At 66.9% G+C, this 18,244-nt stretch carries 16 protein-coding genes; 3 read left to right on the forward strand and 13 right to left on the reverse strand.

Annotated elements, in window-relative coordinates; genetic code table 11:
- Positions 1 to 5: 5 nt before the first annotated feature.
- The gene (locus AC3ANJ_RS17830; protein WP_488317472.1) at positions 6 to 989 is read right to left on the reverse strand and encodes a LacI family DNA-binding transcriptional regulator; all 984 of its coding nucleotides are present in this window, start codon (positions 987 to 989) and stop codon (positions 6 to 8) included.
- Between the two features lie 120 nt (positions 990 to 1,109).
- On the opposite strand from AC3ANJ_RS17830, the gene AC3ANJ_RS17835 reads away from it, so the two are divergent.
- Positions 1,110 to 2,240 (forward strand): glycoside hydrolase family 172 protein, encoded by a 1,131-nt coding sequence (locus AC3ANJ_RS17835; RefSeq protein WP_488317473.1) that lies wholly within the window; start codon positions 1,110 to 1,112, stop codon positions 2,238 to 2,240.
- 10 nt (positions 2,241 to 2,250) lie between these two features.
- A complete protein-coding gene (locus tag AC3ANJ_RS17840; RefSeq protein WP_488317474.1) occupies positions 2,251 to 2,997 on the forward strand; it encodes an SDR family NAD(P)-dependent oxidoreductase in 747 nt (248 codons plus the stop codon).
- On the opposite strand, the gene AC3ANJ_RS17845 is transcribed toward AC3ANJ_RS17840, so the two are convergent.
- From AC3ANJ_RS17845 to AC3ANJ_RS17865, 5 genes are all read right to left on the reverse strand, one after another.
- A complete protein-coding gene (locus AC3ANJ_RS17845) occupies positions 2,998 to 3,606 on the reverse strand; it encodes a DEAD/DEAH box helicase family protein (RefSeq protein WP_488317475.1) in 609 nt (202 codons plus the stop codon). It abuts the gene before it with no gap.
- Positions 3,607 to 3,614: 8 nt separating this feature from the next.
- Positions 3,615 to 4,508: a carbohydrate ABC transporter permease gene (locus AC3ANJ_RS17850; protein ID WP_488317476.1), complete on the reverse strand. Its 894-nt coding sequence runs from the start codon at positions 4,506 to 4,508 to the stop codon at positions 3,615 to 3,617.
- Between the two features lies 1 nt (position 4,509).
- A complete protein-coding gene (locus tag AC3ANJ_RS17855) occupies positions 4,510 to 5,433 on the reverse strand; it encodes a carbohydrate ABC transporter permease (RefSeq protein ID WP_488317477.1) in 924 nt (307 codons plus the stop codon).
- 77 nt (positions 5,434 to 5,510) lie between these two features.
- Complete coding sequence (locus AC3ANJ_RS17860; protein ID WP_406248335.1) at positions 5,511 to 6,872, reverse strand: ABC transporter substrate-binding protein; 1,362 nt, start codon at positions 6,870 to 6,872, stop codon at positions 5,511 to 5,513.
- A gap of 137 nt (positions 6,873 to 7,009) precedes the next feature.
- Positions 7,010 to 8,161, reverse strand: coding sequence for a glycoside hydrolase family 183 protein (locus tag AC3ANJ_RS17865; protein ID WP_488317478.1), 1,152 nt, complete (start codon positions 8,159 to 8,161; stop codon positions 7,010 to 7,012).
- Between the two features lie 61 nt (positions 8,162 to 8,222).
- On the opposite strand from AC3ANJ_RS17865, the gene AC3ANJ_RS17870 reads away from it, so the two are divergent.
- Positions 8,223 to 9,140, forward strand: coding sequence for a hypothetical protein (locus AC3ANJ_RS17870; RefSeq protein ID WP_488317479.1), 918 nt, complete (start codon positions 8,223 to 8,225; stop codon positions 9,138 to 9,140).
- A 50-nt stretch (positions 9,141 to 9,190) separates the two neighbouring features.
- Here the strand turns inward: AC3ANJ_RS17870 and AC3ANJ_RS17875 are convergent, their stop codons facing one another.
- The 7 genes from AC3ANJ_RS17875 to AC3ANJ_RS17905 form a co-directional block, all read right to left on the reverse strand.
- Complete coding sequence (locus AC3ANJ_RS17875) at positions 9,191 to 10,699, reverse strand: exo-alpha-sialidase (RefSeq protein WP_488317480.1); 1,509 nt, start codon at positions 10,697 to 10,699, stop codon at positions 9,191 to 9,193.
- Between the two features lie 41 nt (positions 10,700 to 10,740).
- On the reverse strand, positions 10,741 to 11,607 hold the full coding sequence (locus AC3ANJ_RS17880) for a dihydrodipicolinate synthase family protein (protein ID WP_488317481.1): 867 nt from the start codon (positions 11,605 to 11,607) through the stop codon (positions 10,741 to 10,743).
- 78 nt (positions 11,608 to 11,685) lie between these two features.
- Positions 11,686 to 12,945, reverse strand: a complete 1,260-nt coding sequence (locus AC3ANJ_RS17885) for an ABC transporter substrate-binding protein (protein ID WP_488317482.1) — start codon at positions 12,943 to 12,945, stop codon at positions 11,686 to 11,688.
- 66 nt (positions 12,946 to 13,011) lie between these two features.
- Positions 13,012 to 15,693, reverse strand: coding sequence for a family 78 glycoside hydrolase catalytic domain (locus tag AC3ANJ_RS17890; RefSeq protein ID WP_488317483.1), 2,682 nt, complete (start codon positions 15,691 to 15,693; stop codon positions 13,012 to 13,014).
- The gene (locus tag AC3ANJ_RS17895) at positions 15,690 to 16,511 is read right to left on the reverse strand and encodes a carbohydrate ABC transporter permease (RefSeq protein ID WP_243228253.1); all 822 of its coding nucleotides are present in this window, start codon (positions 16,509 to 16,511) and stop codon (positions 15,690 to 15,692) included. Before AC3ANJ_RS17895 ends, AC3ANJ_RS17890 begins: the two co-directional genes overlap by 4 nt.
- Positions 16,511 to 17,464: a carbohydrate ABC transporter permease gene (locus AC3ANJ_RS17900; protein ID WP_488317484.1), complete on the reverse strand. Its 954-nt coding sequence runs from the start codon at positions 17,462 to 17,464 to the stop codon at positions 16,511 to 16,513. Before AC3ANJ_RS17900 ends, AC3ANJ_RS17895 begins: the two co-directional genes overlap by 1 nt.
- Positions 17,461 to 18,150, reverse strand: coding sequence for a GntR family transcriptional regulator (locus AC3ANJ_RS17905; RefSeq protein ID WP_488317485.1), 690 nt, complete (start codon positions 18,148 to 18,150; stop codon positions 17,461 to 17,463). Before AC3ANJ_RS17905 ends, AC3ANJ_RS17900 begins: the two co-directional genes overlap by 4 nt.
- Positions 18,151 to 18,244: the final 94 nt, after the last annotated feature.

The following is an 18,244-nucleotide window of genomic DNA, read 5'->3' on the forward strand; positions in this document are numbered from 1 at the left end:
CACCTTCAGCGGACGGCGCTGGCCGCCTGCAGCTCACTGCGCAGCACGACCGTCCGCGCCGGCTGCTCATCGCCGCGGATGCGTTCGAGCAGCATCTTGGCGGCGGTGACGCCCATGTGCCTCGCCGGGAGTCGGACGACCGTGACCGCCGTCGGCGAGAGAGTCGTGAACGGCAGCGAGCCGATCACCGCAACACCCAGCTTGGGCGGTGTCAGATCGTGCTCCGTGAGCACCTGGATCGCACCGACGCCGATGAGGTTGTTGCCCGCGACCACGGCATCCGGCGGCTCGGGCAGCGCGAGAAGCTCTTCCATCGCAGCCCGTCCGCCGTCCACACGGAACGTGGCGAAACGCAGGAGCTCATCGGTGGCCGCCTCTGGCGCACGGGCGGCCAGGGCGTCACGCCACCCGGCGGCGCGTTCCGCTGCCGTGTCGATGTGCGCAGGTCCGCCGATGTAGGCGATCCGCCGATACCCGGCATCCAGCAGCGCCCCTGTTGCGGACGCTCCGGCTGCACGGTTGGCCATCACGACGCCGTCGACGTCGTAGGTCGTGCTCCGATCGACCGCGACGATCGGACGACCCGTCGCGAGGACCTCGTCGAGACTGCTCTGCTCGGACGCCGTCGCGATGATCACGCCGGACATGTGCTCGGCGATCGCGATCTGCAGGTAGGTGGACTCCTTCTCCAACTGCGCGTCGGAGTTGCACAGCACGACGGAGTAGCCGGCCTCGGATGCGACGTCCTCGACCCCTCTGGCCATCTCCGTGAAGTACGGGTTCTCGATGTCGGGGATGATCAGGCCGATGACCTCACTGCTCTGGCGGCGCAGCGTCCGAGCCGTTCGATTGGGCGTGAACCTCAACTGCCGAGCGGCCTTGCGAACCGCGTCGGCTTTCGGCGCTGAGACGCTCGTGCCGTTGAAGACGCGCGAAACCGTCGCGGGTGAAACCCCCGCGAGCTCAGCGACGTCATAGATCGTGGCCATGTGCACCTTCCCCCCAGCCCAGTCACTGTATCGCGCGCGGCGCGGCTCTGGCGAGAGTTGTTGAAATCGATTACATTGAACAGCGACTCCAGACCTGACGCACAAGGACGTGAATCGACCATGGCACTCGCTTCAAACATCTCCTCCGTTTCGGCGCTGCGCTCCGTGCAGACACGATCGATATCGCCGGAGAACTTCGACGGATCGGTCGGCGGGGGCGGCCGCGCCACGGAAGGAACGGGCGCCTCGTGCGCTCGCGACCTGGGCCGGGGATGGAAGATCTCACCCAGCGTCGACATCAAGGCCGGCGAGACCTTCGAACTCGCCTCGATCCCCGGTGCGGGCAGGATCACGCACATCTGGATCACCACGCACACCGACAACTGGCGGACGCTCCTGCTGCGCGCGTACTGGGACGGTGCAGAGGAGCCGGCCGTCGAAGTGCCCTACGGCGACTTCTTCTGCAACGGCTGGGGCGTCTTCGCCCAGGTCGACTCGCAGGCCATCGCCGCGAATCCGCACGGCGGGTTCAACTCCTACTGGCCGATGCCGTTCCGCGACGGCGCGCGCCTCACCATCGAGAACACCTCGGTCGTCGACGTCCGGGTGTACTACCAGGTGACCTACGAGATCGGCGGCGACTACTCGAACGAGGCCTATTTCCACGCTCAGTGGCGGCGGTCGAACCCGCTCGAAGACCTCACCCCGCACGTCATCCTCGAGGGCATCGAGGGACAGGGACAATACGTGGGGACGTACATCGCGTGGGGCGTGAATTCGAACGGCTGGTGGGGTGAAGGAGAGATCAAGTTCTACCTCGACGACGACACCGACTATCCGACGATCTGCGGCACCGGCACCGAGGACTACTTCGGCGGCGCGTGGAACTTCGACATTCCCGGCGAGGGCTACACCCCCTTCTCGACGCCGTATCTGGGGATGCCGCAGGTGATCCGCCCCGATGGCCTCTACGTCTCGCAACAGCGCTTCGGCATGTACCGCTGGCACCTGCTGGATCCCATCCACTTCTCCACCGGCATCCCCAAGGTCGACATCCAGGCGCTCGGATGGCGCAGCGGCTGGCGGTACCTCCCGTTGCGGGACGACATCGCCTCCACCGCGGTGTTCTACCTCGACCGCCCGACGGCGCGACGTCCGAAGACGCCGACGGCCGACGATCTGGAGGTTCATCTAGGAACGGCTCCCGTGCCCGACATCGGCGCGACGCCGTCGCGAGCCCCCCAGGAGTGAGAAGCACGACATGACGCACGCGACCTATCCCGACCTCTCCGGCAAACTCGTCGTCATCACCGGCGGCGGCCGCGGGATCGGGCTGGCGACGGCCGAACGCTTCCGCGCGCAGGATTCGCGGGTCGTGGTGGTCGACCTCGCGATGACCAGCCCCGATCTGGATGCCGAGTTCCTCCCGGTCGATGTGACGGATGCCGAGGCTGTCGAGGCCGCGGCATCCGATGTGACCGCTCGCTTCGGCGCCCCGGATGTCGTGCTCAACGCGGCAGGGATCGTGCGCTCGGCGAGCGCCGAGGACATGACCGTCGCCGACTGGCGACAGGTCGTCGACATCGACCTGTCCGGCACCTTCTACGTGTGCCAGGCGTTCGGGCGTCGGATGCTGGATGCCGGACGCGGCAGCGTCGTCAACATCGCATCCATGAGCGGCAGCATCAGCAACTTCCCGCAGAAACAGGTGAGTTACAACGCGGCGAAAGCCGGCGTCGTTCACCTGACAAAGACGCTCGCGGGCGAATGGGCCGACCGAGGCGTACGGGTGAACTCGGTATCGCCGGGGTACATCGCCACCGACCTGACCGCAGCGCTGCTGGAGCGCGAACCGGAGCTCGGAGTGACGTGGCGCGAACGCACGCCGATGGGACGGCTGGGAACGCCGGACGAGGTCGCCTCCGTGATCCTGTTCCTCGCGTCGGAGGCGTCCAGCTTCATGACCGGATCCGACGTGATCGCCGACGGCGGGTACACGGTCTGGTGATCAGCGGAGGGTGACGGCCGGAGCGTCGCCGGCCAATGCGGCGCGAGCCCAGGTTGCGACTCGGTCGGCCACCTGCGCCGGTGTGAGCGCGTCCGTGTCGATGAGCGCCACCGGCCAGCGTGCATCGCCGGTCTCCCAGTCCTCCCATCGCTCCCAGGCCATCGCCACCGCGCTCGGCACGCGGATGACCTCGGGCAGGTGGCGCGGATCCGCCGCATGCGCGGCGAACCAGGCGCCGAATCGCAGGTGATGGATGAGCCCGTCCTCCTGCTCACCGCGTCCGAGCAGCCGCGACCGCTGGGTCTCAGCCGACGCGGTGAGCACGCAGACGGCGATGCCGTCGAGGAGATCGGCGGACGGCGCCGCGAGCAGTTCGCCGGGCGGCACCTGGCCGCACAGGAGCACGTGCTTCCCTTCTTCCTGCGCGTCTACGGCGAACCGCACCCAGTGCTCGATCGCACCGTGCCGCCAGGACGTGTCGGCGTCCTCCGGCACACCGATGCTGTCGAACTCGACGCACACGACAGGTGCGTCGAGATCGGTTCGCTCGAGCGCCACGAGAATCGTGGACTTGCCGACGCCGCTCGCGCCGGACAATGACAGCAGCATCCGACTCCCTACTTGAGCCCGGCCATCTTGATGTTGCCGATGATCTGGCGCTGGAAGATCAGGAACAGGATGATCACGGGCGCCGCGGCGAGCACCGAGCCGGCCATCAGCAGGCCGAGCTCGCTGCTGCGCTCCGATCGGAACGTCGCCAGGTACTGCTGCACGACGAACCGCTCCGGCGTGGTGATGGTCATGATCGGCCAGACATACGAGTTCCAGTAGGCGAGGAACGCGGTGATGCCCATCACGACGAACGGCGGCTTGGACAGCGGCAGGAAGATGCGGAAGAAGATGCGTACCCGCCCGCAGCCGTCGAGCATCGCCGCCTCCTCCAGACTCGCCGGGATGTTCAGGTAGAACTGGCGGATGAAGAACACGGTCGCGGCGCTCGCGGCGCCGGGGATGACCAGGACCGCCAGGGTGTCGAGCATGGACAGTCTCGTGACGACGATGAAGCTCGTGAGCAGGATCGTCATGCCAGGGATGAACATCGTCGTGATCACGGCCACCCACAGCGTCCGTTTGAACCGGAAGTCGAGGCGGGCGAACGCGTAGGCTGCCAGCGAGTTCACGCTGAGACTGAGCAGCGTGAACAGCACGGCTCCGAGGAAGGTCCACCCCATCGTCCGCGTGAACGTGGGGTCGGCGAGGATCTGCGCGTAGTTCTCCCAGCGCCAGACCTCGGGGAAGAACTGGAACGGGGTCTGGATGACCTCGGTCTTGGACTTGAAACCGGCGATCACCATCCACGCCAGCGGGAACAGCGCCGCCACGATGAAGAGCACGCCGGCGATGACCTTGCCGATGATGACCAACCAGGATCCTGGCGTACGCGGCAACCGGGCGCGCTTGGTCTCTCGTCCTTCGAGCACGATGCGAGTGGTCTCCTGCATGACGGTCATGTCAGTCCACCAGCCTTTCGGAGTTGACGAACTTGAACACGATCGCGGACACCGTCCCCAGCACGACGAACATCACGAGGGCCGCGGCGATCGAGTACCCGACATTGATGTCATTGCGGAAGTGATTGAAGATGAACAGGTTCGGCAGCATCGTGGAGTCGAGCGGCCCGCCGTTGGTCATGACCAACGGGAGTTCGAACTGCTGAATGGCTGCCACGAAACCCGTGACGAGCAGGAACAGGATGATGTTCTTCATCTGCGGCAGCGTGATGTACGCCGTCTTCTGCCACCAGTTGGCGCCCTCCATGGCGGCCGCCTCGTAGAACTCCTGCGGGATGTCGACCATCGCCGCGACCATGATCAGCGAGGTGAGCCCCATCCCCAGCCAGATCGCGGGAATCGCGATCGCCAGCAGCGCCCATGCCGGGTCGCCGATCCACGCGATCGGGTCGATTCCGAACTGCCCGAGGAACCAGTTCAGCAGTCCGCCGGAGTAGTCGTAGATCAGCACGAAGATGATCGAGGTGATCACCGAGGAGATGATCGTCGGGATGTAGATGCTCACCTTCAGGATGCTGGCGAAGCGCCGCGAGACGCTGACCACGAGGCTCGCGAACAGGAACGCCAGAACGAGCATCGGCGGCACGGTCATCGCCACGAACACGAAGCCGCGCCCGACGGATGCCCAGAACAGCCGGTCGCTCAGCACGTCGATGAAGTTCTTCCACCCGACGAACTCCGGGTCCTTGTAGAAGCTCCAATCCTGGAAGGACAGGAATCCGGCGTAGATCGCCGGCCAGACGACGAAGATCCCGAGCAGGACGACCACGGGGAGCAGGAAGAGGTATGCCACCTTTCCGTCCCGATATCTGTACGTGTCCTGACGCTTCTTGATCGTCCTGCGATCGACTGCTGCTGTGGCCATGTCCAACCGTTCTCTCGTGACCAGGGCGTTCGAGACTCGTGGGGACCGGTGCATCACCGGTCCCCACGAGTCGCGGATCAGTTCGCCGGGGCCTTGTCCGCCAGGCCGTCGCGCTCGATGACCGTCTGGATCGCCGACTGGGCTGTCGCGATCGCGTCGTCGACGGAGGCGGATCCCTTCATGGCCGACTCCATCGCGGTGCCCACTGCGAGCGAGACATCCCAGGGGTAGGTGGGCTCGGGGATGGCGTCGGGAGCGATCTCGTCGACGATGATGCTCGACCAGGGCGCGTCGGCCGCCTCATCGCTCTCGGCGACGGCATCCTGCACCGATTGCCGGACCGGCACCTTGGTGAACTGGGTATCGACGAAGAACGGGACGAGGTTCTCGGCCTCACCTGCGATGGCCCACTCCAGGAACGCGCCGGCGGCTTCCGCCTTCGAGGTCTTGGCGTCGATGACCCACTTGAAGTTGCCCAGGGTGGTCGCGGTCCGCTCACCGTCGGACGCATCCGGGAACGCGCCGATGCCTGTCTTGCCGAGCACGTCGCTGTAGTCGGAGCCGAGCTCGGACATCATCCACGAACCGGACACCTTGAAGGCGACCTTCTCCTCGCCGAAGTCCTTGCCTTCGACGTACGCGGCGAGCGCCTGCTTGGGCATGTACCCCTCATCCCAGAGGGTCTTGTACTTCGCCATGAGGTCGCGGTACCCGTCGTCGTCGATGTTCGGGGCCGTCCAGTCGTCGCTGAGGGCCGTGTGCCCGGCGAAGTTGTACTGCTGCCCGACAGACGACCACGCGAAGGTCACCGCATCCTGCGCCGGCGAGATGCAGTACTGCCCGTCCGCGAGGGTGGGCTGGATCTCGGCGCACGCCGCGAGCAGGTCATCCCACGTCTCGGGGCCGTTCTCCGAGTCGACGCCGGCGGCATCCAGCAGGTCCTTGTTCCAGAACAGCACCGTCTGCGGCTCGAGAAGCAGCGGGTAGGCGTAGAAGGTGCCGTCGATCTCGGACACCGGCTTCGCCGCGTCGATGATCTCGCCGAGCGCCTCCTCGGAGACCACCGAGTCCAGGTCGTGCAGCTGGCCTGCCGTGACAGCATCCTGGATACTGCCGGCATGCGTGTAGATGTCCGGTGCCTTGCCCGCGGCCTGCGCGGCCTTCATCTTCTGATCCCAGGCATCCGCCGGCACCTCGGTGTCGACGACCTTGACCTCATCCTGGGACTCGTTGAACTGCTTGACGATGTTCTCGTACCACTCGTTCTCCACCGGAGTGAAGGTCCGGTGCCAGAACTGGATGGTCGTGACGCCTTCCTCGTCGCCGTCGTCGGCGGACTGCCCCGGAGTGCTGGAGCCGCATCCGGCCAGCAGCGCCACGGCGGAGACCGCCCCCAGAGCGGTGACGACGAGACGGCGAGTGCGTGTCGTTCTCAACATGGTTCCTCCTCAGGAACTCGACTCGTCCTCGAGTCGTTTGCTGTGTTCGGCGGATGCCGAGGGTGACGGCCGCGCACATCGATCGGCTGCGACCGGGTAGCGTCAGGTTAGGCGAAATCGATTTCAAGCGCAACACCTCAATCGGCTCGATCCAGCTCGGCGGAGAACCAGAAGACGTTGTACGGCCCCCACAGCGACAGCGTGAAGTAGATCGTCTTTCCGCCATCGCCGACATAGCGCGGATTGAGGTACGGCGAGTAGAGGCCCGGATAGTCGCCCACGGAGATGAGATCGATCGGTTCAGCCCACGGGCCCCACGGCGTGACACCTTCGCGGATGTACGCGTTGCCCGCATCCGAGTACGTCATCACCCATCTCTCGAGGTACTCCGACCACATCACGGAGTGCTCGCCGATGGTGCCTTCGACGACCGGTCGCGCGTCATCGATGTCGCGCGACCACATCGGCCGATCGGAAGCGACGCCGGCGAAGTACTCGTACGCGCCCTGGTCTTCCACATCGGCGGTCGCCGCCGGCACCCTCATGAGGCGCACGTCGCCGAAGCGGCCCGCCGGGATCCCCCAGATGTACAGGTAGTCGCGCCCCTCATCGTGCCCGGCGACCACGGAGAACTGGATGAACCCTGAGTCGCCGGGCCACTGCACATCCGGCACGGGCTTCCAGGTTTCGCCACCGTCGCGCGAGGCGATCAGTGCGGAGTGGTTGGCCTCCCACGCACCAGGGTCTCCCCAGTAGCGCACCGACATGTACGCGACGTAGATCGCCTCTCCGACGGCGAACCCATGGGTGGGGATCTTCGTGACCTCGCCACCTGCGCCGTTCGCATCGTGATCGCCCTCGATGAGCGCCGCAGCCAGGCCGATGTCGTCCTCGACCCAGCCGTCGAAGGTGATCCCGTCGGACGGGTCGTCGTCGGTGGACCACGCCGCGACGTTCGAGCGCCAGAACTCGCCCTGTCCACCGATCGATTCCGGGTCCCGCTCGCCGAACGTGTCGCCGAACAGGAACAGCGTTCGCTCGCCGACGTTCACCATCGATCCGAGGTCCGTCCCCGCCACGGAGACGGATGCCGTGTCGTTGATCGCATCGGGGCCGGTCAGCTGCGCGATCTCGGTCACGTTCGAGACGCCGCTGAGTCGGAAGGGCTTGTCGGGGTCGGCATCGATGGTCACCGCACCCCCTGTCGAGCAGGCCGTGACGGTGAGGACGGCCAGAGCGGATGCCGCGATGCTGACGGTGCGATGGATTCGACGGTTTTCACGGTGCATGATCCTCCTCGATCAGGCGCCACTCTAGCGAAATCGATTTCAGCAAGCTACCGTATCCGGCATGCGATCGAACTGGCTGCGCCCATCGGACTCCCCCTCATCGCCGCCCCGGTGGGGCCATGCGGACGGCATGCAGATCGGCATCCCTCCGCTCCCCGGCCCGCGTGGACTGCTGCGTGTCTACACCCCGTATCTCGGTCACGCCGAGAACCGCCTGGTGAACTTCATCGCGATCGAACCGATCGTGCGGGGTGATGACAAGCGCGGCTACTCCGAACTGGAGCCGAGCGCTCTCGACCCTGGGCAGAACGGCAAACGCCTGTGGGCGCTCGATCGTCCAGGCGACTCGCCTTCTGCGCGGCTGACCGCCGGCGTGATCGAGGACGTCGACGGCGTCGAGACCCTCACGATCTGGATCGGCGTCGAGCGGTTCGACAATGGGGCCGACGTGCGGGTGCGCGTCCGGTTCCGCGCTGACCGCCCGCATGAGGTCGAGGTCGCGGGTTTCACGACCGATGAATCTGCGCCACTGGACGCGTTGATCCTGACTGCGACGATGGGCAACTGGGCCCGGCTGCGGGTGCTCGAACTCGCCGATCTCCCGGTCACCCCGGCCGAGCTGTGGCCGGGGTTCTCCGGCACCGGATTCGCCGAGCACGCGCGCTTCCCGCTGTCGGAGCTTCGCCGAGAGGGCGATGCCGCGGTTGTCAGCGCGATCGGCGATGAAGAGGATCCCTGGTCGGTCTCGTATTCGGCCGACACCGCCGAGCACTGGCATTTCCTCGGTGAACGCGCGAGGCAGACCTGGATCGTCGACGATCCCCACCCGGATCTTCAGGTCCTCGTCAATGCACGATGGGCGTATTGGGCGAGTGCGTCGCCCATCCCCGGCGGCCCGGCCTTCGAGAACTTCGAGGTCTTCGAGCCGTTCCGACCCGGCGCCGCCTACCGGTTCCGGGTGGAGGGGTTGGGCGGGTGAGAGGTGCGGGGCCCGGCCCGGCTCGTTCGCCGGGCCGGGCCCCCGTTGCCTCAGTCGCGCTTTCCGGTGACGGTCACCCACGGCGACCAGGGCGAGGTCTCCCCCTCGCCGAATGCGTTCGCGGCGGTCACCGCGACCCGGTAGCGACCGGGCCGCAATCCGGTGAGGACGGCGTCGACGTCGTCACCGGAGACCGTGGTCGTGACGATGACACCCGACCGCGATTCGGCTTCGACCACGTAACGGGTGATCAGGGAGTCCCCGGCGCCCGGTGACGACCACTGCACCGCGATCTCGCGCCCGCCGCCCGTGGCATCGGGCCGCTCGATCTGCGCGGGGACCTCGCGCAGCGAGATGTCGCCCAACGGCACCCGGGTGTACTCCACGTCCTCCTTGTTGGTGCCGTAGGACACGTACAGGTGCTCGCCCCAGACGAAGCTCTTCTGATAGCTGTAGCCGAGGTTCTTGGACTTGCCGGTGTACCGCAGGGGCTGCAGATCCGCCGAGTCCCTGAGCACGACGCCCTCGGTGAAGGTCTCGCCGTCGGCGCTCAGCACGAGCACGAGCGGGTGCCGGGTCTTGGTCCCCGTGAGGCTGCCGGCGAGATACGCGGTGCCGTCCGGGAGGTTGCCGGCGCTCTGCTTCGTGCGCGAATCGGGAATGTTCGTGACCACGGACTCCGACCAGGTCTCGCCGTCGTCCTCGCTGACGGCCGCCAACTTGAACATGCTGCTGCCGCCCTGATCGCGGAACGTCATCACGACGTCGCCGTCCTCCTGCGTGTACCAGCTGGGTTCGAGCTCTCGCGACATCTCGTCCGGCAGATAGGGCTGGTTCTCGAACTCACCCTGCGTCCACCCGCTGACGCCGAGCGGATCGTCGGTGTAGTACGGCTTCACCTGCAAGCCGGGCTGCACGTGGAACGCCGTGAGGATGCGCCCGGAGTCGAGGGCCTTCACGTCCTGCTCGATGATGCCGAGCACCGGCTGCCCCTGGGTATCCGTGACGGGGGCAGGATCGCTCCAGGTGACGCCGTCCGTGCTGGACACGTACAACGTGTACCCGCCGCGGGGAGACAGCGCGGACGGCCAGACGTTGAGATACGCGATGAGCGTCTCGCCGTCGGTCCACCAGCCTCCGTTCGACGTGTAGCCGTCGGTGCGCGGCGCGGTCAGGTCGATCGGATCGGACCAGTTCTCGCCGTGCTCATCACTCACGCTGTAGCGCACGATCGTCTCGGGCGCGTCCTCGTCGCGTTCGGAACTCTGCCACTGCGCGTAGAGCCGCCCTTGGAACGAGGTCAGGACGGTTCCGTGGTTGAACTTCAGATCATCGTCGCCGGGCGAGAAGATCGTGACGGTCTCGGCGTTCTCGGCCTGGGGCAGCCCCAGGGCGTTGAGATCGGCCGTGTCGATGAGGCCGTCGGCCACGGCGACGGGCGGGCTCTCGACATCGGCGACGGCCGGGCCCCCTGCGAGGGCGGCTGTCAGCGCGGCGGCCGAGAGCAGTGCCCCGCCGGCGAGGATCCGCCGGCGGAACGAGACGGGTGAGGGCGACATTGCTACTCCTTCATCTCGCGGCATCCGATCGGATGCCGCTTCTAGTGGAAACGCGGGACCGCGCGCTCGAGTCGCGCGAGTTCCGCTGCGTCCGGTTCGGGGATCGGCATGCGCCGACCGCCGACGGGACTCCCGGCGAGGCGATGGACGGCGCGCATCCGCGCGGGGGATCCGTCCACGGCCTCGACGACTTCGTCGATGTCCTTCTGCAGTTCGTCGACGCGACCGGCGTCGGCGTCGATCAGCGCTCGACGCATCGCGACGAACGGTCGCGCGAACGCCGACGCGACGCCGGAGATGACCCCGTCCGCTCCCGCCAGCCCTGCCCTCGCGAAGTCCCCGTCCGAGCCGGTGTAGATCCGGAAGCCTTCGGGGAGGCGCGCGCGGAACGAGGAGATGAGATCGAGAGATTCGCCGCTCACCTTCACGCCGACGACTCCCGGCAGCCCCGCGAGCCGCACGATGAGCTCCTCGTCGACGGGAATGCCCGTCCGCGCCTCGAACATGTACACGTAGACATCGAATCCCGCGGCTTCCGCGACCGCTTCCCGGAAGAAGTCGTAGACCTCATCCGGAGGTGCGGGGAGATAGTACGGCGTGAGGATCGCGATCTCCTTCGCGCCGGCACCCCGAGCGCCCGCGATCAGCTGCGACACCTCGAACCGGCTCGCAGCCCCGACGTGCACGATCACCCGCATGCTGGTGAGGCTTTCCAGGGAGAGTCTCGTGATGGCATTGCGCTCGTCGATCGACAGCGCGGGGAACTCCCCCGTGGTGCCGAGGATCAGCGCACCCTGGACGCCGGAGGCGGCGACGTAGGCGAGAATCTCCCGGCATCCGTCGAGGTCGAGCGCTCCATGATCGTCGAAGGCGAGCGGGACGGCGGTGATGATGTCGTGCGTGGGCATGCGTATGCGGTCTTTCCGGAAGTCGTGCGGGAGGGGCGGCTCCGGGACGCCAGCGTCGGCATCCCGGAGCCGGATGGGTCAGCCGGAGAAGGCCGTGTCCATCGAGGCCAGGACGTCATCGACGCCCGCTTGGCCGGAGAACAACTGCTGCACGCCGACGAACAGCGCGGACTGCGCCTTCGCGTTCGGCCAGCCCTGATCGGGCATGGGCGCGGTCAGCCCTTCCGCGATGACGTCCGCGGCGGTCTGCATCACGGGGTCGAGCTCGACCTCCGCCGACGTGAGCGCCGGGATCCCCGGGGCGGCCTCGAACCAGATGCCGGTCGCCTCGGGCGTGGCCAGCCAGTCGACGAAGTCGAGCGCGTTCACCATGTTCTTCGCGCTCTCGTTGACAGCGAAGCTCACGCCGATGCCACGCGGGACCGAGGTCTCACCCGAATCGTCGCCGGGCAGGGGGAAGAACCCGAACTCGGTTCCCTCGGGCGCCGTGGAGGCGATCTGCGGGTAGGACGCGAGGACCTGGACGACACCGACCGCCTCGCCGCTGTTCACGAGGTTGTAGGACGCGGTGACGTCGGTGCCGAGCGGATCGTCGTTGAAGCACCCCGCCTCGTTCATCTCGAGGTACTTGTCGAAGGCGTCGGCCCAGCCCGAGCCCTCGAACGTCGCCGAGCCGTCGGCGAGCTGCGCATCGAAATCGGGGTCGTCCGCGTACACGGTGGACGCGACCAGCGCGTAGGGGATGAGCTGCGTGACCCAGTCGGTCTGGATGCCGAGCGCGAAGGCGACCTTTCCGGCGTCCTTCACATCCGCGCAGTACGCGAGCAGGTCGCTGTAGGTCGTCGGGACCTCCAGTCCCAGCTCGCTGAGCGTGGCCGTGTTGTAGATCGTGCCGACCGCGTCGAGCTTCGACGGCAGCCCATAGGTCTTGCCGTCGATCTGCAGGGTCTCGGCGGTACCGGGATCCACGGTGTCGACCCACTCCCGATCAGAGAGGTCCGCGAGATAGCCCGCCCCCTGCAGGACGTCGATGGCGCCGGGATTCCCGCCGCCGGCCCAGACCGTGAACACGTCGGGGCCGGTGCCGCTCGACAGCTGGGTGCGGATGGTCGTCTGGAACTGCGAGGTGTCGGCGACGGTCAGGTTGACGTCGAGGCCGGTCTTCTCCTCGTAGGCTGCGACGACGGCCTCCATCGGGCCCTGGTTGTTCGACGTGGTCGCGATCGTGAGCGAATCCGTGGGTTCCGTGGACGACGTCGGCTCCGACGACGAGCACGCCGACAGGCTGAGGCCCGCGACGGCGACACCGGCGACGACGGCGATGTAACGCGATTTCATGGTGGCTAGACTCCAATGCAGGAAGGGGGCGCGAGCCCCCGGGTACAGGTGTTCGGGTTCAGTGGTTCACTCGGCCGGGAACCGGAATTCGTAGGTTCCGGGTTCCAGCCGCCATCGAGTGCCCCGCTGGCTTCGTTCCATCAGGGTGACGCCGTGCGAGTGCGTCGCGTTCTCGCCTCCTTCCGTGACCTCGGGCGCGGCGGGGAGGACGGCGACCGACGGGCGGCCGGGCGGAACCATCACGCTCCACCTGATGCGTCCGCCCTCGCGTCGCCAGCGGCTCTCGATGCGCCCTCGCGGCGTCTCCAGAGAGCCGGCAGCGTGATCCAGATGCGGGTCGAACCGAGGTGCGAGCTCGATGTCCGCGAATCCCGCCGATGCCTCAGCCTGTCGGATGCCGAGGATGCCGGAGAGGAACCATTCCCCGACCGATCCCAGCGAGTAGTGGTTGAAGCTGTTCATCCGCGCAGACTGGAAGCCGCGCTCGGGGGTCCACCCGTCCCACCGCTCCCAGATCGTGGTGGCCCCGTTGCGTACCGAGAAGAGCCACGACGGGTAGCGGTCGTTGTGCAGCAGGCGGAACGCGAGGTCCTCGCGTCCGATCTCCGCCAACGTCGGACACAGCAGCCCGACGGTGACGAAACCTGTCGTGAGCGAGACATCCCTGCGTTCGACGGCTGCGACCAGGCGTTGCGCGACGCGGTCTCGCTGTGCGTCATCCGCGCAGAGGTCGAAGGCGAGGGTGAGGAGATAGCCGCCCTGCGTGTCACCGGCGACCGTCCCGTCCTCTGACAGGAACCGATCGCGGAAGGCCACCCCGATCCGCTCGCGAAGCCGCTCGATCGCCTCGGCATCCTCGGCGCGACCGATCTCCCGCAAGGCGCGCGCGGTGAGGTCGGCGCTGCGCGCGAAGTAGGCCGTCGCGAGGACGTCCTTGCGCGTCTCCTCGCCGATCTGCAGCCAGTCGCCGTAGTCGTTGCCGACCTGCGTGCGCCAGATCAGGTCCGGATTGTGCCGCTCGATGTGACGCACCCAGGCGATCATGGAGTCGGCGGCCTCCGCGAGCACTTCGACATCACCGGTGGCGCGGTAGACGTTCCACGGGATGGTCACTCCACCGTCTCCCCACGCCGGTGCCCCCTCTCGCAGATGGATCAAGTGCGGTGCGATGTCGGGGAACGCGCCGTCGCCGTTCTGCGCGCTGCGCACGTCGCGCATCCAGCGTTTCAGGAGCGGGCCGAGATCCGCGAGCGCCAGGGCGGTCGGCGCGAAGACCTGCGCATCGGCGAGCCAGCCGAGTCGCTCGTCCCGCTGCGGGCAGTCGGTCGGGATCGAGACGAAGTTGCCCCGCAGCCCCCATTGGATGTTCTGGAACAGTCTGTCCAGGGCGGGATCCGACGAGGAGAAGTCGCCGACGAACTCGGCGTCGTTGTGCAGCACGACAGCTTCGACGTCGTCCGGTGAGAGTTCTCCCTGCAGGCCCTGCACTTCTGCGAAGCGGAACCCGTGCAGCGTGAACCGCGGCTCGAAGGCCTGTTCCGCATCCCCGTTCGTCCAGAACACGTCGAGCGGCTCGGCGGTGCGGAGATTGGCCGTGTACAGCTCGCCGTCGTCGAGGACCTCCGCATGATTCAGCTGGATGCGCCGATCGGACGGCTGATCGCGCAGCGTCAGGCGCACACGACCGACGAGGTTCTGCCCGAAATCGACGATGAAGCGGCCTTCGCCGCGAGACGACACCGACACCGCGGGCAGGCGAACGGTCGCACGCACGCCCGGATCCACCTCGGGCGTCAGCAGGTCTACGGCGGTGTCCTTCACGACGGCATCCGACCAGTGCTCGATGTCGTGGTCCGGCATGTGCCAGTCGGGCACGGAGCGCCGGGAGTCCTCGTACTGGCCCATGAGCAGGTCGGCGTAGAGGATGTCGGACGCGTCCTCCTTCCAGTCCCCGTCCGTGGCCACGATCCGACGACCGCCGTCGGCGTCGTCGAGCACGAGCTGCGCCAGGAACGCGGGCTCCTTGCCGTAGTGCTGCGCCTGCTGCCGGCGATCGGTTCCGATGAAGCCGACGTACCACCCGTCCCCGAGCAGCGCGGCGACGCTGTTGCGGCCGGGTCGCAGGAGCGGCGCGATGTCCCAGGACTGGTACGTGATGCGGTCTCGGTACTCCGTCCACCCCGGAGCCAGCTCGTCCGCGCCGACCTTCCGACCGTTCACGTACAACCGGTAGACGCCCTTCGCGGATGCGTGCACGCGCGCGATCGCGGGAACACGATCGAGATCGAAGTGCCGCACGAAGCGGCGCACCGGCTGGAGCTTGTTCACCGTGAAGCTGATGTCGGTGTCCTGCGGGGGAAGGGCCGTGCGACGGTAGACCGGATTGCGCCCGATCCAGGCCGCGCGCCATTCGTCCGGGTGCACGATCCCCGTCGCGAACTCCGCCGTGCGGGTCACGATCGCACCGTTCGCATCCTCGACGGAGAGCACCCAGCGGTACCGCGCCGAGGTAACCAGCGGAGCGCCGGCGTAGCGAGCGCCGACGGTCAGATCCGACGGCACGTTCCCGGAATCCCAGACCGGTGCCGACCCACCACCGGGAAGGACCTGCGCCACCGTGATCCGGTACGCGCTCTGCCGCGCACCCGGTTCGGCGGAGCGCAGTCGCCAGGAGAACGCGGGCACCGTGACGACGCCCTGGGGTTCGCGCTGCCCATCCACGCGCAGCGCATACGGCTCCAGGCTCATCCCTTCAGCCCTCCGGCGAAGCCCTTGATGATCTGCTTCTGCATGAGGAAGTACACCAGCAGCACCGGCACCACACTGATGACCAGGCCCGCGAACACCACGGGCCAGTCGGAGACGAACTGACCGACGAACGCATAGAGCGCCACGGTGACCGTCTGCTGGGGAGTGCCGCTGAGGTACAGCAGCGGCACGAGGAAGTCGTTCCACACCGTGATGGCGTTGAGGATGATCACGGTTCCGGTGATGGGGCGCAGCAGCGGGAAGACGATGCTCGTGAACGTGCGGAACGTGCCCGCACCGTCCAGCGCCGCCGCCTCTTCGTAGTCGCGCTCCAGTGTCCGCAGGAATCCGGTGTAGAGGAACACCGAGAACGGCACCTGGCTGCCCGTGTAGAAGAGGATGAGCGAGGCGAGGGATCCGAGCAGACCAAGATCACGCATGGTCTGGTAGAGCGGGATGAGCGCGACCTGGAACGGGATCATCATGCCGACGAGCACGATCCAGAACACGGTCGTCGACAGCTTCGACATGACGCGTGCGAGCGGGTAGGCGGCCATGGACGAGATGGCGACGATCAGGACGACGCTCGTCACGGTCACGATCGCGCTGTTCAGCAGAGCCTGCGCGAGCCCCGCCTCGTTCCACGCCTGGATGAAGTTGTCGAACGTCGGCTGAGCAGAGGGGACGAGCGCCGAGGTGGCGTCGTTCGCCGGCCGCAACGACATATTGACCAGCACGTAGACCGGGAAGATGAATGCCAGCGCGATCAGGAGCATGACGAGCTCCCGGGCGAAGGTCGCCTTGGTGTAGCGGAACATCAGTGGCCGCCCTTCCGGCTCAGGCGCTGCTGCGCGACGGAGAAGAACACCACGACGACGGCGAGCACGAGCGCCAGCGCGATGCCGTAGCCGAACTCGTTGAACTGGAACGCCGACTTGTACAGCAGCGTCGACATCGTCTCTGTCGCGCCACCGGGACCGCCGGCGGTCAGAACGAACACCTCGGTGAACATCTTCAGTCCGCCGATGATCGTGAGCATGACGTTGATCGCCGTGGCCGGTGCGAGCAGCGGCCACGTGACGGACCAGAACCGGCGCCACGGACCTGCTCCATCCACCGCTGCGGCCTCGTTGAGCTCCTGCGGGATGGACTGGAGGCCGGCGATGTAGATCACCATGGAGTACCCGGCGTGCTGCCAGACGATCATCATGACGACGGATGCCGCGGCCCAGAACGGATCGCCGAGCCAGCTGGGCGCTACGTCGCCGAGACCGACGGCCGCGAGAAGGGTGTTGACCGCTCCGTCGGGCGTGAGCAGGAACTTCCAGAGGTACGCGACGACGACGGGCGTGATCACGACGGGCGCGAAGAACAGCACACGAAGGAAGTTCTGCGACTTGAGACCGCTGTTCACGCCGAGGGCGAGGAGCAGACCGATGCCGTTCTGCAGGACCGTGACGGCGAGCGCGAAGATCAAGGTCATCTTCAGGGCGTCGAGCGAGCTCTGAGACGTGAAGATCCGGACGAAGTTGTCAAACCCGATGAAGTCGTAGTTCTGAGAGAGGCCGTCCCAGTTCGTGAACGCCAGCACGGCGCCGCGGATCGACGGGACCACGACCGCGAATCCGTAGAAGATCAGTGCCGGGATCGCCAGCACCAGCAGCGCCCTCGACTGTCCTACCCCGACGAATCGGCGGCGGCCGACGCCGGACGGCGCGCCGCCTGGTGCCGTCGATGCCTCCACGGGCCGCTCGATGTCGACCACGCTCATGAGGCCCGCTCCTCTCCGGCACCTTCGATGAGCGCCTGAACCGCGTGCGCCATGCGAGAACGCGCGCCGTCGAGGTGTTCGCGCAGCTCCGCCCTGATCTCGTCGGCGTCGCCCTCCTCAAGGAGATCGAGCAGGCGGCCGTGATCGTGCGCGGATGGGTGCAGATCGACATCCTCCTCCACGGTCAGCTGCATGAGGCTCGCGAAGACCGGTTCGTAGGCCTCCCAGACGTCGATGAGGCGGGAGTTGCCTCCGATGCGATACAGCAGTGCGTGGAAGCGCATGTCGGCATCGGCGAAATCGGCCGCAGCGGCGCGATCTGCGCACGCGACCATCTCCCGGACGATCTCGCGCCCGATGCGCAGCTGGTCGTCGGAGACGCGCCCGATCGCACGGGTGACCGCGACGAGTTCGATGGACTCGCGCAGCTCGTACAGATCGTTGATGTCCTCCTGGCTGAGGCCTACGACGAAGAATCCCCGGCGCCGGGATTCGACCAGCCCCTGTGACTCGAGCTGACGCAAGGCATCGCGCACCGGACCTCGGCTCACGTCGTACTCCGCCGCGAGCGAGTCCTCGACGAGATGAGTACCCGGCTGCAGGTGCCGACGGACGATCTGGTCCCGCAGGACCGCTGCGAGCTGGTCTCCGAGCGCAGGCGCTCGGGTGGGTCTCATCGTGACCATGACTTCACCTCTTTGTGTACCGTTAACGAAAGACAGTTAACTGGAATCGATTTCAGAAGTCAACTCGTTGCCCTTCCGCCCTATCCGGATCCGC

The organism is Microbacterium sp. STRO-1N (assembly GCF_057748015.1).

What these genes read in the sequence shown, in the direction of transcription:
- AC3ANJ_RS17830 (WP_488317472.1), bottom strand. Translation starts at nt 989, where the DNA reads ATGGCCACGATCTATGACGTCGCTGAGCTCGCGGGGGTTTCACCCGCG.
- AC3ANJ_RS17835 (WP_488317473.1), top strand. Translation starts at nt 1,110, where the DNA reads ATGGCACTCGCTTCAAACATCTCCTCCGTTTCGGCGCTGCGCTCCGTG.
- AC3ANJ_RS17840 (WP_488317474.1), top strand. Translation starts at nt 2,251, where the DNA reads ATGACGCACGCGACCTATCCCGACCTCTCCGGCAAACTCGTCGTCATC.
- AC3ANJ_RS17845 (WP_488317475.1), bottom strand. Translation starts at nt 3,606, where the DNA reads ATGCTGCTGTCATTGTCCGGCGCGAGCGGCGTCGGCAAGTCCACGATT.
- AC3ANJ_RS17850 (WP_488317476.1), bottom strand. Translation starts at nt 4,508, where the DNA reads ATGACCGTCATGCAGGAGACCACTCGCATCGTGCTCGAAGGACGAGAG.
- AC3ANJ_RS17855 (WP_488317477.1), bottom strand. Translation starts at nt 5,433, where the DNA reads ATGGCCACAGCAGCAGTCGATCGCAGGACGATCAAGAAGCGTCAGGAC.
- AC3ANJ_RS17860 (WP_406248335.1), bottom strand. Translation starts at nt 6,872, where the DNA reads ATGTTGAGAACGACACGCACTCGCCGTCTCGTCGTCACCGCTCTGGGG.
- AC3ANJ_RS17865 (WP_488317478.1), bottom strand. Translation starts at nt 8,161, where the DNA reads ATGCACCGTGAAAACCGTCGAATCCATCGCACCGTCAGCATCGCGGCA.
- AC3ANJ_RS17870 (WP_488317479.1), top strand. Translation starts at nt 8,223, where the DNA reads ATGCGATCGAACTGGCTGCGCCCATCGGACTCCCCCTCATCGCCGCCC.
- AC3ANJ_RS17875 (WP_488317480.1), bottom strand. Translation starts at nt 10,699, where the DNA reads ATGTCGCCCTCACCCGTCTCGTTCCGCCGGCGGATCCTCGCCGGCGGG.
- AC3ANJ_RS17880 (WP_488317481.1), bottom strand. Translation starts at nt 11,607, where the DNA reads ATGCCCACGCACGACATCATCACCGCCGTCCCGCTCGCCTTCGACGAT.
- AC3ANJ_RS17885 (WP_488317482.1), bottom strand. Translation starts at nt 12,945, where the DNA reads ATGAAATCGCGTTACATCGCCGTCGTCGCCGGTGTCGCCGTCGCGGGC.
- AC3ANJ_RS17890 (WP_488317483.1), bottom strand. Translation starts at nt 15,693, where the DNA reads ATGAGCCTGGAGCCGTATGCGCTGCGCGTGGATGGGCAGCGCGAACCC.
- AC3ANJ_RS17895 (WP_243228253.1), bottom strand. Translation starts at nt 16,511, where the DNA reads ATGTTCCGCTACACCAAGGCGACCTTCGCCCGGGAGCTCGTCATGCTC.
- AC3ANJ_RS17900 (WP_488317484.1), bottom strand. Translation starts at nt 17,464, where the DNA reads ATGAGCGTGGTCGACATCGAGCGGCCCGTGGAGGCATCGACGGCACCA.
- AC3ANJ_RS17905 (WP_488317485.1), bottom strand. Translation starts at nt 18,150, where the DNA reads ATGGTCACGATGAGACCCACCCGAGCGCCTGCGCTCGGAGACCAGCTC.